Below are 13200 nucleotides of genomic sequence, written 5' to 3'. Positions count from 1 at the left end.
TAAGATCTATACCTGAGATTAAGGGATGGATTAGTCCTCGGTTAAATATCCGATTTGAATTGACAGAAAAGGAGTTAGAAATTTATAGTTTAGATGGTCAGAAATTTTTGACTTCTATCGAGTTATCTCAAAAAGCTGAACAAGCAAGTTTACAATTAGAACAAGAGCGTCTTAAAGCTGAACAAGCAAGTTTACAGTTAGAACAAGAGCGTCTTAAAGCTGGACGTTTAGCTGAATATATCCGTTCTCTGGGAATTGATCCCGATACTTTATAATGATATAATTGATGGGTTGTGACGAATACTAACTAACTGGTAAACTGCCTAAGTTATCGTCATTGAACCTAGCCTAGGGCTATACTTAACTATGTAATCAGTAAAAAAACAAATCTATGAAAGCTTGGGCAAAATCTTTAGAAAAACCAGCAGTGGAATTTTCTGAAACGCAATTAACCTTATTATCGGGGAAAATTCCCGAGGGATTGCGGGGGAGTCTCTATCGCAATGGTCCGGGGAGATTAGAAAGAGGTAAGCAGAAAGTTGGTCATTGGTTTGACGGAGATGGGGCAGTTTTAGCTGTACATTTTCATGATAAGGGAGCCAGTGCCACCTATCGTTATGTTCAGACTGCTGGTTATCAGCAAGAAAGCGCCGCTAATCAATATTTATTTCCTAATTATGGCATGAATGCCCCCGGCTTCTTTTGGAATAATTGGGGAAAAGAGGTAAAAAATGCCGCTAATACTTCGGTGTTAGCTTTACCCGATAAATTATTAGCTCTCTGGGAAGGGGGTTTTCCCCATAAATTAGATTTACAATCTTTAGAAACCCTAGGTTTAGATAATTTATCTAGCTTACAAGCAAAGGAAACTTTTTCCGCTCATCCTAAAGTAGATTTGTCCAGAGGAGAGATTTTTAATTTCGGGGTGACAATCAGTGCCAAAGTTAGTTTAAATCTCTATAAGTCTGACTCCACTGGTCAAATTATCCAGAAAAACACTTTTGATTTAGATAGATTGTCGCTGCTGCATGACTTTGTTTTAGCGGGACAGTATCTCGTCTTTTTTGTCCCACCGATAAAAGCGGATAAGTTATCGATACTGTTGGGATTTAAAACTTTTAGTGATGCCATGCAGTGGCAGCCAGAATTAGGAACAAGAATACTAATTTTTGAGCGAGATTCTCTGCAATTAGTCAGTGAAAGTGTTACAGATTCATGGTTTCAATGGCACTTCGCTAATGGTTGTGTGAATGACCAAGGCAATCTTGAAATTGTTTTTGTCCGTTATGATGACTTTAAGACTAATCAATTTTTAAAGGAAGTTGCCACGGGTAAAACCGAAACCTTAGCCATCGGACAATTAGCAAGTGTCACCATCAATCCCCTATCAGCAAAGGTAATTAATCAGGAAATTCTCTCGGATTTAAGCTGTGATTTTCCTGTGGTTTCCCCGCAACTGGTGGGACAAAAATGGCAAAATACTTTTTTAGCTGTCCATCGTCCCGATAGCGATATTCGTCAGCAAATTATCGGACTTCCCGCTTGTTATAATCACTCCACAGGTAAGTTAACTATTGCTTATCTAGAAAATAACTGTTATGGCAGTGAACCGATTTTTGTCTGCGATGGTTTATCTCCAGAAACGGGATGGTTAATCGTCGTGGTTTACGACGGCAATAATCACAGCAGCCAAGTGAGAATCTATGATAGTCAGCAGTTAGAAAAAGAACCCCTTTGTTGCCTGCAATTACCCAGTGTTATCCCTCCCGGTTTTCACGGTACTTGGCAAGAAAAATCAGAAAAAGTATCGGTGTTTTTTTGAGGAATTAAAGCTTATTTTCCTAGATTAAAATTCCTTGACAAAATGACTTATATGTGTTAGTAAATTAAGTCCTAAAATTGAATTACCTTGCTCATTTAACAGAGGACTATAACAAGCGATCGCTCCCTGTTCTGGTACAATTGACAATAGAGCCCCACTGACTCCCGATTTAGTGGGAAAACCCACCTCAAGGGCGAATTGTTGGGAAGCTTCATAGAGTCCACAATTAGTCATAATTTCTAGAATAATTTCACGAAAAGGAGTAGCTAAAATCAACTTACCTAAATTAGCAAGATCGGCAATTTTTCCAGATAAACAACAGATTCGATTGTAGGTTTCTAGGGCTAAATAACGATAACTAATATAACCATTTTTTTCTAATTCTAAGCTTAAAGCTTGATTGTGTGCATTAGGATAGGAGTGAACAGAATCAAGCACAGAGTGATCAAGAAATAATTGACAATTACCCATTTCATTTAACCATAAAAGCAAATTTTCACAGCGAGATTCTGGCGTTTCCCCTGCTAATAAATCCGCCAAGGCTATCGCACCACTGTTAATCATAGGATTACGGGGAAAACCGCGATCCTCTTGCAGTTGAGTTAAAGAATTAAAAGGATAACTAGAAGCTTGTTTTCCCACGCGACGAAAAACAGCATCTTCCCCTAAATGAGTTAAAAGATATAATAACAAAAAAGGTTTAATCACACTCATCAAAGGAAAAGTTACAGTTTCATCTCCCCAAGACAAAATCTCCCCCTCAAGACAGTGAATCTGAAGAGCGAAAACCTCGGGATGAACTCGGTTCAAAACCGGTATATAATAGGGAGTCTGACCCTTAGTATCCGATAAATGCACTTCCCCGAGCCAAGCTTGTATATCTTCCACCCTTAATCTAGCTAATCGGTTCATTTTTTTAATCCATGTACTCAGTCAAAGAAGCAGAATCGATAATTCTAACTCAAATTCAACCCCAACAGCAAACAGAAAAAGTTTCTCTAGGGGCAGCTTTTGGGCGCATTTTAGCCGAAGATATCAGCAGTGATTTAGACTTTCCCTATTGGGATAATTCTGCTATGGATGGCTATGCTGTCCGCTACGAAGATGTCAAAGACACTAACCCAGACAATCCCGTTACTTTAAAGATTATCGCCGAAATTCCCGCCGGCAAAGCCCCCGAAAAAATTATTCAACAGGGAGAAACAGCCCGGATTTTTACCGGAGCGATGTTACCCGCCGGCAGTGATACGATTATTATGCAGGAAAATACTCAAAAAAAAGGCGAGCGAGTGGCGATTCTTATCCCTCCCGAAAAAATAGGTCTTTTCGTGCGTCAACGCGGCACATTCTATCGAGCGGGAAATACCTTATTAAAAGCTGGTATTGCCATTAATTCCCCAGAAATAGCAGTTTTAGCCACAGCACAAGCTACCGAATTAACAGTGTTTTCCCGTCCCCAAGTGGCAATTTTCTCCACGGGAGATGAATTAATTAATCCCGATGAAACCCTCCAAAAAGGTCAAATTATTGACTCAAATCGCTACGCTTTAACCGCATTTGTCGCCAGTTTAGGCGCAATTCCCAGACCTTTAGGTATAATCAAAGATAATCCCGATCTTCTCAGAGAAACTATCAGAAAAGCCATTAATTCTAGTGCTATCGTCCTTTCCACTGGAGGTGTTTCTGTGGGAGATTACGATTATATCGAGGGAATTTTAGGGGAATTAGGGGGAGAAATTCTGATTGGCAGCGTTGCTATTCAACCGGGTAAACCCTTAACCTTTGCTACTTTTCCTAACGGTTGTATTTACTTTGGTATCCCTGGTAATCCCGTCTCTGCTTTAGTTTCCTGTTGGCGCTTCGTACAAATGGCCATTAAAAAATTATCGGGATTGACAGATTATCAGAACAAATTTCTGCGAGTTGTCACCCGCGATACTCTCAAATCTAATGGACAAAGAGAAGTTTATCTCTGGGGAAAAATAGAAATTATCGAGGGAGTTTATCAATTTAAACTTGCTTCTGGACAACACAATTCGGCTAATTTAATTAATTTAGCGGGTACTAATGCTTTAGCCATAATTCCCCAGGGTAAAACTACTATACAAGCAGGAGAAACAGTAGAAGTTATGATAGTTTCCTAAAAAAATACCTAACCAAATTTTTGGCTAGGTATCGATCAATTTACTTCCTTTGTCGAAAATGTTGCCAGATAATTTAACCAACACCAATTAATGAACCCTGCAATTTAGTACCATCGCTACTTTTGCATATATCGGCTAATTGACTAATATTTTCTAACTCAATTGCGGGAGTAGTTCGTTTAATTAAACCAGTTAAAACTTTACCCGGACCGACTTCGATCGCTTTTTCCACACCCACATCTGGCAATTTTAACATAATTTCTCGCCAGCGAACCGAGCTAGTCATCTGCTGAATGAGATAACTTTTTAATTCCTCCGCATCGGTGATCGGTTGGCTAGGATTAACATTAGAAATAACGGGAACTTTTGCAGACCGAAAATTAACTAATTCTAAAATCTGCTGAAATTGAATAGCGGCATTTTCCATCAAGGGAGAGTGAAAAGCACCGGATACTTTTAATGGCATAACCCGCTTAACTTTCACTTGACCTAATACCAAATCCACCGCTTCAGGAGTCCCAGAAATCACCACTTGTTCGGCACTATTATCATTAGCAATAACTACATTTTCCGTCTGATTAATCACTGTCTCTAGACTGGTGCGATCAAATTTCATTAAGGCGGCCATTTTACCACCTTCGGCCGCATCCATCAAACGGGAACGGTTTTGAACTAGATTTAATCCTGTTTCAAAATTAAACACCCTGGCCGCATACAAAGCCGAATATTCACCAAGACTATGACCGGCAACTAGATCGGGAAAATGACCTTTTTCTTGCAACAAATCCGCTAAAATACTCTCCACCACAAATAAACAAGGTTGGGTATAAAGAGTACGAGATAGGGTTTCTTCATCCCCTTGACATTTTTCCAGGACTGACCAACCGAGGATTTTTGCTGCTATTTCTAATCTCTCTTGGCCAAGCGCACTTTCCGCTAAATCTCCAATCATTCCTAACGCTTGCGATCCTTGTCCCGGGAATATCCACGCTGTTTTCATAAGTTCTTAAAATAGATAGATAGATGTGTTTGGGTCAGTTATCAGTTATCAGTTATCAGTTATCAGTTATCAGATGTGAGTTTTTAGTTTACTGTTTACTGTTTACTGTTTACTGGTTACTGGTTACTGGTTACTGATCACTGAATTAATCTCCCCAACGGAAGATAATCCCACCCCAAGTTAAACCAGCACCAAAGCCGGAAGAAGCAATAATATCACCTTTTTTGACCTTACCACTCCTGACAGCTTCATCGAGGGCTAGAGGAATTGAGGCCGCGGAAGTGTTGCCATACTCGCTGAGATTGCTGATCACTTTTTCCGGAGGCAGTTTCAGGCGATCGCTCACCGCGTCCATAATTCTTTGATTAGCTTGGTGCAAAACTAGCCAATCGATATCACTGGTGGTTAAATTAGCCCGATAGAGGGCTTTTTCGATGACCTCTGGCACTTTCGCCACGGCAAAACGATAGACTTCCCGTCCGTTCATCGTTAGAGGCTTATAGGTCCCTTTTTGAACCCTTACCCCCTGCTTAAGGGGTAATTCTTCCCCCTGATAGGCGAGATTAAGAGAACCATTCTGGCTGCCGTCGCTATGGAGTTCAAAACCGAGAATGTTATCTTTTGTATCATTTGCTTGACAAACCACCGCCCCTGCCCCATCCCCGAAGAGGACACAGGTAGCGCGATCATTCCAATCCACCCAACGGGAGAGAACATCAGCCCCGATAACTAAGACATTGCGGTAAGTACCAGTACGGATAAACTGAGTGGCGGTGACTAATGCCACCAGAAAACCCGAACAGGCGGCGGTGAGATCAAAAGCGATCGCCCGATTGGCCCCGATCTGACTTTGAACTTGGGCAGCACTACCGAACAGATCATCGGGGGTAGAAGTAGCCAAGAGAATCAGATCGATGTCCCTAGGCGACACCTGAGCCATTTCTAGAGCCTTAATCGCCGCTTGGGCCGCTAGTTGGCTCAAAGACACCGATTGATCCGCTAAATGGCGTTTACCGATGCCTGTACGACTTTTAATCCACTCGTCGGAAGTCTCGACAATTTGGCTGAGTTCTTCATTACTAAGAAATTGCCCTGGTGTGGCCGATCCACAACCAGTCATGACGACGGCTGCCCCGAATCCGTTCAAAATATTCCCCCTTTTTCAGTTATCAGTGATCAGTTATCAGTTATCAGTTGACGGCTTAATCTTCACCGTTCACCGACAACTTTTTTAATTGATGATGGTGGTCATTGTAGGCTTGAATGCGCTCAGAAACGCGATTATCGACGGCATTTTTCGCCTGTCGGATGGCGTTAAAAATTGAAGGCGCTTGGGAACTGCCGTGACTGATCACACAGACCCCATCGACTCCAAATAACAGCGCACCGCCGTGTTCTGCATGATCCATGCGTTGTTTAATCTGTTTAAGATTGGGTTTAATTAAAGCCGTCCCGACTTTACCCTGTATCCCCCTAGGTAATTCCTCTTTGAGAATTTGTAGGATAACTCCTCCCACCGCTTCGGCAAATTTTAACAGGACATTACCGACAAAACCATCGCAGACGATCACATCAAATTGTCCCGATAGCACATCCCGGCCTTCAGCATTGCCGATAAAGGGAATTTGCTGGTTATTTTCTAATAATTCGTAGGTTTTTAGGGCGAGATCGTTACCTTTGCTGGGTTCTTCGCCGATATTGAGTAAACCGACTTTCGGATCTTCAACCCCCATAACGTATTTACTGTAAATTGTTCCCATTAGGGCAAACTGCTCTAAATATTTGGGTTTACAGTCCACATTCGCCCCGACATCGAGGATAATAACTGATTTACCCGCCAACATCGTCGGCAGCACCGCACCGATCGCTGGGCGATCGATTCCTTTTAAACGACCCAAACGCAGTAACGCCGCCGCCATGGCTGCCCCGGAGTGACCGGCGGCCACCACTGCATCGGCGCGATTTTGTTTGACTAAATCCATGGCCACATTAATCGAGGCCGCTGGTTTGCGACGGATAGCGGTGATCGGCTCTTCGTCCATAGCCACCACTTCCTCTGCGTGGACGATCGTGAGATTCTTGGGACGGGGATGATGCTGGAAATAAGCCTCAATCCGTTCAGAATCGCCGACTAATAATACTTCTACATCTAATTCTTCGGAAGCTCGCATCGATCCCGCGATGATCTCGTTGGGAGCGTGGTCACCTCCCATCGCATCTACCGCGATTCTTGCCCGATTTAATGCCGTTTCTGCCATTGAGTCAGTGGGATAGAAATCTTTAATAAGTTGAGCGGCAGCTCTTGAGAAAAGCTGGCCGATCGAGGATTAGTGTTTTCTGATCGAGCAATTGTTAAAAATTACCAATCATCTCTATACAATAAGGCATCATTGCGATTAAGGAAAAGATGTTCTCAGTTTTTAATTTGGCAGTTTTCGGCTTTCTCTTCGGTTGGCTGGGGGGGCAATCCCAACCGATCGCCAATATTCCCCTAATTTCTTGGCAAAATCAACCTATTTTTGACCTTCCCACCGCTCCCGATCCCCGGGTGGCGGCGATCGTGGCCGATTATCTGCAAGACCTGGCTAAAAAAGGTTTAAACTCTAGTCAACAACGGGTCTTAATTGAGACGGAATGGGCTGATTTAGCTGATCATCAGGGTAATCTGCCCGCTTCGGGGGCCTCTTTAACTAAAATCGCCACTACTCTCGCCGCCGTGGAAACCTGGTCTCTCGATCATCGTTTTGCTACTCGTTTTTACACCACGGGAGAGGTAAAAAACGGGGTGTTAGAGGGAGATTTAATTATTGAAGGGGAAGGGGATCCTCTCTTTGTCTGGGAAGAAGCGATCGCAGTGGGCAATGGCCTCGATCAATTAGGCATCCGTCAGGTCAAAGGCGATCTGATCATTACGGGTCAATTCGCCATGAATTTTCAAACCGATCCCCTCAAAGCAGGAGAATTGCTGAAAATTGGGCTTGATCAATCGAAATGGTCAAAAGAAACCCAAAAAGCTTTTCAGAGCCTTCCTAGCGGCACACAAGCCCCACAGGTGAAGATTTTGGGCATGGTTCGAGCCAGTCAAATTCGCCCCGAAAATGCCCGATTATTATTGCGTCATCAGTCCTTAACTTTAACGGAACTGTTGCGTCAGATGAATATTTATAGTAATAACGTCATGTCAGAAATGTTAGCGGAGTTGCTCGGTGGCCCCGCGGCAGTGGACGCAATTAATACTAAAATTACTGGGGTAGGAGCGGAGGAAATTCAATTAATTAATGGTTCGGGATTGGGGGTAGAAAATCGCTTGTCTCCCCGGGCAGTTATTGAGATTCTCAAAGCATTGGATCGCAAGTTAGCCAATCAACCGATCAAAGTAGCTGATTTATTTCCGGTGGGGGGACGCGATACCAAAGGAACTATGCAGTGGCGGGCCATTCCCAAAGGAGTGGTGATTAAAACTGGAACTTTGGCCCAAGTTAGCGCCTTAGCCGGAGAAATTCCCACCCAAGAAAGGGGTAAAGTTTGGTTTGTGATTATGAATGCCGGTAGTGGCAATATCGAGGGATTCAGAAATCAGCAGGATCGAGTTTTACAAGCTTTAGATCAACACTGGCAAATTCTCCCGGAAGCTACTAAAGGATCGATTCCTGAAAGGGCCTTTTTAGGTGATCCCAGTCGGATAAGTCAGGGTTTCTAAGGGGTTAGATATCAACTTGACAATCAAATTTAGTTTGGTGGTGAGGAACTTTAGCAAGGTCTTATATTCACTTTTGCCGATAAACTGACTACTTTTCTGCCATTTTCTCCTTGTCTTTGCTGCCAATCGGTAAACAAATCATAGTGACAAAATTTTGCCGGTTTTTCCCGAAATTGAGCAAAGGATGCGTGGTTAAACGGGGTGCATCTCACATTTGCAGAAATACCGACAATCAGCAATTATCAGTGACTCTTAAAATAATTACAAATGTATCAGCAGCTGCGTGTAAGCATCCCACCGAAAAACTAATGCGCTCTGGGGTTTGGGGGGTTCTACCCCCCAAAGGCTTGGATTGAGTGGTAAAATCGGAAGTAATGACCAATTTTAGCCGATAGTTTCCCTTTAAAAATCCCAACTCAGTAGATTTCCCAAAATGAGATGTACTCGGTTAAACGCATCCTGGAATTTTTAAGGATAAAAACACATTTGCGGCAAAGCAAGGGATTCTTCCCAACCCATCATGAGATTGAGACATTGTACCGCTTGTCCCGATTGTCCCTTAACTAAATTATCGATCGCTGACATCACTATCACTCGATCGGTTCTCGGATCCACTTCAATACCGAGATAACATAAATTAGTACCACAGGCCCACTTAGTTTGTGGATAGACTCCCCCTGGTAGGATTTTGACAAAGGGAGAAGCGCGATAAAAAGCATTGTAGATAGTGATTAAATCATCCCGCACCAGATTGGGATCCCGCAAAGTTGCATAGACTGTGGACAGGATACCCCGAACCATGGGCATTAAATGGGGAGTGAACTGAACGCGCACCTCATGACCGGCTAAATCACCGCAAATCTGCTCAATTTCGGGAGTATGACGGTGTTTTCCCGCTACATTATAGGCCCCGATCGAACTATCTGCTTCTGCCAATAACATATTAATCTTAGCTTGTCTTCCCCCTCCCGAAGTTCCTGATTTGGCATCAATAATCGTGGTTTCCGGGATAATTAAACCCTGTTTTAACAGGGGAGAAATCGCCATTAAACTAGCAGTAGGATAACATCCGGGGCAACCGATCAAAGAGGCATTTTTAATATCTTCCCGATAAAGTTCCGGTAAACCGTACACAGCCGTAGATGCGATCGCTTGGTCCTGACGTTCCTTGCCATACCATTTACTATAGGTTTCTAGGCTAGTAAAACGATAATCTGCTGACAGATCCAAGACTTTACACCCTTTAGCGATCAAAGGAGGGGCTAAATCACAGGCTAAACCATTGGGTAAACCCAAGAAAACCACTTGACAACGGGAAGCAATTGTCTCTAAATCGATCGCCTCCACATTAAGATTAATGCTATGTCCGAGATGGGGATATAAATCACTGTAGGGTTTCCCAGCGCTACTATCGCCCCCCAGATAGACTAATTCTACTAAGGGATGTTCTTTGAGCAAACGTACCAACTGTACGCCACCATATCCGGAAGCGCCGACAATACCCACTGAAACCTTCTGTCCTTGAGTCATTTCCCTTATTCCTAAAAATTCTTATCGTTAATATAACGCTTTAGTATGGCTGAATTTTAGCCTAACCGACAGGATTTAAATCAAAAAACTTCCTATAAAAATCTAGTATCTCGGCCGGGTTGTCCATAAACCGTCAATTTCTCTTGATCAATAGGCTGTTATCTTAATGATGAGGTACAAAGTTTTCCTTTGAGGGAATCTGTCATCGGGAGATGAGGCCAAATTAGGTTAAACTTCATCCTCCGGAGAAAAGCTGTAATTCAATCCCCCATATTTAAAATTTTGAGCGCACTGTAAATTCATAATCTCCTCCCGGTTCTAATTGATAATCGCAGCGTTCTAAAAACCGATTCAAGGGTTCAAAAATCAACGCCCTACCTAGGGAAGGTTGTACTAATAACTTGCCTTGAAGAAAATGCCATTGAAAACGCCATTGATATTGTTCCGTCCGCACTTCTCCCTCTAATTTCCCCGTTTGCCAAGATTGCTTAATTATCCGCACATAAGCCGTGCTTTCTGGTCGATTGCCGCCACTCACCTGAACCCTACCTATAGATTAAATATCAAACATTAAGATAGCGAATTAATCCTTGTTTGTCATTACTTGCGCTAATTTTCTCGACTTTATTCTGGGGCAGTGACTTCATTAACCTTAGAAACCAAGACATTTAATTGAAAAGGTCGCCCCATTTCCTTAGTAATGAATTCTTCCAACAATTCTACCTGTCTGGGGGTAATACTTTCCGCAGTTCTTACTACTAATCTCACCCGGGGAGGTTGCTTGAGCCAATTAATCGAAGATTCCAATAATTCTGCCCGTTGAAAAGTAATCGTTCGTTGGAATAAAGCTTTTTTAATCAACCTTTCTAAGCGAGCTTGATTGGCCAGAGTTGCAAAACTTATTCCTAAGGGAATTAGCAAAACTGCTGTCAGGATAGAAGTCAAAATTAGAGCGTTACGCGCCCGATGAAAATTAGAATAACCTGCCAGCAAAAAGACCAACAAACAGGAGAGAGCAATGCCTAATAAATTGGTAATATATAACAGAGTTGCCCCCAAACTTAGGACCCAATTGCCTTGGGATAATCCTAAACCAATCGTACAAACTGGCGGCATTAAAGCCACGGCGATTGCTGTTCCCGCTAAAGTACCTGAAATTTTCGGTTCTATTTTGGCATAACCACTGATTGCGCCCGCCGTAATTGCTACTCCTAAATCTAAAAGATTCGGTTGAGAACGGGCTTGAATTTCACTACCAAATTCAGAAATTCCTATCAATAATCCTAGCAAACAAGCTATCGCTAAAGCGATGATCGTACCGACTAAAATCGCGAGGGCTGACTTACGAATTAATCGCCAACTGCCAATTAAACCACCAAAAGCTAGACTACGAATCGGCAACATCAAAGGGGCAATAATCATCGCACCAATAATCACGGCCGCACTATTGGCGACTAAGCCAAAGGTAGCGATCGCACAAGAACTAACAATCAAAGCTAGATAGGGAAAATCGAGGGACGCTTCTAACCATAAATCGCGCCACATAGTCCGCGATTGTTGCCAGGTTAAGGGTTTTCTTGAGAACCACGAGTAGGGCCGTTCTTTTCTCGTCATGGGGCTGAGGAAGATTGACTTTTCTTTTACTTATAGCTTTTTTTGTCTAATCAATATATATTTGTATCATTTTCTTTAACTAATCTTACCGTTTTTTTCTTCGCCTCGATTGATGAAACCTCCTGCCCGCTGCCGACCGCCGACCGCCTTCGTTAACGCCCCTAGGCCAAGTAGAAATTAGCAAAGAAATTACCGACGAAACCCGACAGATTGATCTATTTTTTTCGCCTCATCCAGAGGGGCAAATAACTGTCGATAATCTAGGATTATTAGGTCAAATTGCCCTAAATAGCACTCTCCTAGAACCCGATCGTAATTCTCCCACTCGTGCCGATGTGCGTAATTGTCTCTCGAAATTAACCTCAGCATCTAACACAAAGTAATTACTAAGACGGATACTTGTGTAGATTCTGGCAATTGAATCATGGGCAGACCTTCCCGGTCGGAAACCGTAACTGGTTCCTTCCATTCTTGATTCCCATTCTGGTTCGAGTGCCGATTTAATCAACGCTTGTCTAGCTCTGTCCTTAATGGTTGGTATTCCTAATGGGCGTTTTTCATCCCTTCCTGGTTTAGGAATCCATACCCTCCTTAGCGGTTTTGCTTTAAGTGTTCCTTTTTCCTTGATTATCTTGGGTGACTTTTCTTACCGCTAAAAGACGAGCGTAGTATGATTTCACTAATAGATGTTGCCACCTTCTAACCTTTGCATCCTGTCCCGATTTAGCCGCTTGGAATATTCTCTTTTGGAGCTTGAAAACGTATCTTTGGACTTTCGCCCAATTGATAGCCTTCCATACATTCGTAGTCTTAGTGGTTTCCGGTTTCCCGAATCCTTTACTTTCTCAAGGGTTTCGTCATATAGACTCCTACTAAACCCTATCCTTACAGACAAACCGTAACCCGTCAGCGTATCCTGACTATTACCGTCAGTCGTTGGCTTTTGGTTACATCTCACACCCTTGAAGGCTTGCGCTTACACTTATCACTAATGGGTTTTTCGACCAATATCCCAGAGCCTAAAAGGGTTTATTCCGTTCCGTTTATATGGGCGTTCCATCTTTAGATTTGTCCTCTCCATCGGGGTACTTTTAAAGGTCTGTGTAAGTGAAAATCCAATTTCCTTACTTTTCCCCTTGATTCTTTTTGAACGCAGTGTGTCAACCTATTTCACTGCTGATAATTAACGATGGTTCAGGTCGGACATTCAGAACCGAGCCTAATCTTGGATGGTTGGCAGTGGTCTCGATTCTGGTGTTAGGTTACACCTCGGAGCCTTCCGTTCCCCGCTTCAATTCCAGAGTTGTGATTTCTGAAACTGGGGGTGGCTATCGCCGTTACTCTCAACTTGTAACGATTATTACAAGTGTATTGACCTTGAGTTCCCTTG

11 protein-coding genes and 3 pseudogenes are annotated in these 13200 nt (G+C 42.8%); 5 read left to right on the top strand and 9 right to left on the bottom strand.

The window, feature by feature from the left end; translation table 11 throughout:
• Together IM475_RS20230 and IM475_RS20225 are read left to right on the top strand one after the other, a co-directional pair.
• Nucleotides 1–275, top strand: a pseudogene (locus IM475_RS20230) (Uma2 family endonuclease); the annotation flags it as partial.
• 116 nt (nt 276–391) lie between these two features.
• A complete protein-coding gene (locus IM475_RS20225; protein WP_287658206.1) occupies nt 392–1822 on the top strand; it encodes a carotenoid oxygenase family protein in 1431 nt (476 codons plus the stop codon).
• Nucleotides 1823–1846: 24 nt separating this feature from the next.
• On the opposite strand, the gene IM475_RS20220 is transcribed toward IM475_RS20225, so the two are convergent.
• The gene (locus tag IM475_RS20220) at nt 1847–2734 is read right to left on the bottom strand and encodes a glutaminase (RefSeq protein WP_287728916.1); all 888 of its coding nucleotides are present in this window, start codon (nt 2732–2734) and stop codon (nt 1847–1849) included.
• An 11-nt stretch (nt 2735–2745) separates the two neighbouring features.
• On the opposite strand from IM475_RS20220, the gene IM475_RS20215 reads away from it, so the two are divergent.
• Nucleotides 2746–3966, top strand: a complete 1221-nt coding sequence (locus IM475_RS20215) for a molybdopterin molybdotransferase MoeA (protein WP_287658204.1) — start codon at nt 2746–2748, stop codon at nt 3964–3966.
• A gap of 73 nt (nt 3967–4039) precedes the next feature.
• Here the strand turns inward: IM475_RS20215 and fabD are convergent, their stop codons facing one another.
• From fabD to plsX, 3 genes are all read right to left on the bottom strand, one after another.
• Nucleotides 4040–4966 carry an ACP S-malonyltransferase gene (fabD, locus tag IM475_RS20210; RefSeq protein WP_287658203.1) on the bottom strand — a complete coding sequence of 309 codons (927 nt, stop codon included), beginning with the start codon at nt 4964–4966 and terminating at the stop codon, nt 4040–4042.
• Nucleotides 4967–5111: 145 nt separating this feature from the next.
• Nucleotides 5112–6113, bottom strand: a complete 1002-nt coding sequence (locus IM475_RS20205; RefSeq protein WP_287728914.1) for a beta-ketoacyl-ACP synthase 3 — start codon at nt 6111–6113, stop codon at nt 5112–5114.
• A 55-nt stretch (nt 6114–6168) separates the two neighbouring features.
• Nucleotides 6169–7224, bottom strand: coding sequence for a phosphate acyltransferase PlsX (gene plsX, locus IM475_RS20200; protein WP_104395344.1), 1056 nt, complete (start codon nt 7222–7224; stop codon nt 6169–6171).
• Between the two features lie 149 nt (nt 7225–7373).
• Here plsX and IM475_RS20195 point away from each other — a divergent pair, with 149 nt between their 5' ends.
• Entirely contained in the window at nt 7374–8666 is a 1293-nt protein-coding gene (locus IM475_RS20195; RefSeq protein WP_287728912.1) for a D-alanyl-D-alanine carboxypeptidase, read from the top strand.
• Between the two features lie 232 nt (nt 8667–8898).
• Here the strand turns inward: IM475_RS20195 and IM475_RS20190 are convergent, their stop codons facing one another.
• The 4 genes from IM475_RS20190 to IM475_RS20175 all read right to left on the bottom strand — a co-directional run bounded on the left by IM475_RS20190 (nt 8899) and on the right by IM475_RS20175 (nt 11810).
• Nucleotides 8899–9081, bottom strand: coding sequence for a hypothetical protein (locus tag IM475_RS20190; RefSeq protein ID WP_287728911.1), 183 nt, complete (start codon nt 9079–9081; stop codon nt 8899–8901).
• Nucleotides 9082–9134: 53 nt separating this feature from the next.
• Nucleotides 9135–10196 (bottom strand): N-acetyl-gamma-glutamyl-phosphate reductase, encoded by a 1062-nt coding sequence (argC, locus tag IM475_RS20185; protein ID WP_287728910.1) that lies wholly within the window; start codon nt 10194–10196, stop codon nt 9135–9137.
• Between the two features lie 274 nt (nt 10197–10470).
• Nucleotides 10471–10734, bottom strand: a complete 264-nt coding sequence (locus IM475_RS20180; RefSeq protein WP_287704711.1) for a DUF3146 family protein — start codon at nt 10732–10734, stop codon at nt 10471–10473.
• Nucleotides 10735–10820: 86 nt separating this feature from the next.
• Nucleotides 10821–11810, bottom strand: coding sequence for a DUF389 domain-containing protein (locus IM475_RS20175; protein ID WP_287658199.1), 990 nt, complete (start codon nt 11808–11810; stop codon nt 10821–10823).
• A gap of 122 nt (nt 11811–11932) precedes the next feature.
• Here IM475_RS20175 and IM475_RS20170 point away from each other — a divergent pair.
• A pseudogene (locus tag IM475_RS20170) lies at nt 11933–12175 on the top strand (hypothetical protein); the annotation flags it as partial.
• On the opposite strand, the pseudogene IM475_RS20165 reads toward IM475_RS20170, so the two are convergent.
• Nucleotides 12169–12598: pseudogene (locus IM475_RS20165) on the bottom strand (reverse transcriptase N-terminal domain-containing protein); the annotation flags it as partial. The pseudogenes IM475_RS20170 and IM475_RS20165 sit on opposite strands and share 7 nt — an antisense overlap.
• Nucleotides 12599–13200 lie beyond the last annotated feature (602 nt).

Origin of the sequence: Microcystis sp. M061S2 (assembly GCF_020245605.1) — a bacterium.
Lineage (GTDB): Bacteria > Cyanobacteriota > Cyanobacteriia > Cyanobacteriales > Microcystaceae > Microcystis.
Note: the sequence above shows the minus strand (reverse complement) of the source record. Positions and strands in the feature narration are given on the sequence as shown.

Coding starts and splice junctions, on each gene's coding strand:
- IM475_RS20225 (WP_287658206.1), top strand. CDS start 392: ATGAAAGCTTGGGCAAAATCTTTAGAAAAACCAGCAGTGGAATTTTCT.
- IM475_RS20220 (WP_287728916.1), bottom strand. CDS start 2,734: ATGAACCGATTAGCTAGATTAAGGGTGGAAGATATACAAGCTTGGCTC.
- IM475_RS20215 (WP_287658204.1), top strand. CDS start 2,746: ATGTACTCAGTCAAAGAAGCAGAATCGATAATTCTAACTCAAATTCAA.
- fabD (WP_287658203.1), bottom strand. CDS start 4,966: ATGAAAACAGCGTGGATATTCCCGGGACAAGGATCGCAAGCGTTAGGA.
- plsX (WP_104395344.1), bottom strand. CDS start 7,224: ATGGCAGAAACGGCATTAAATCGGGCAAGAATCGCGGTAGATGCGATG.
- IM475_RS20195 (WP_287728912.1), top strand. CDS start 7,374: ATGTTCTCAGTTTTTAATTTGGCAGTTTTCGGCTTTCTCTTCGGTTGG.
- argC (WP_287728910.1), bottom strand. CDS start 10,196: ATGACTCAAGGACAGAAGGTTTCAGTGGGTATTGTCGGCGCTTCCGGA.
- IM475_RS20175 (WP_287658199.1), bottom strand. CDS start 11,810: ATGACGAGAAAAGAACGGCCCTACTCGTGGTTCTCAAGAAAACCCTTA.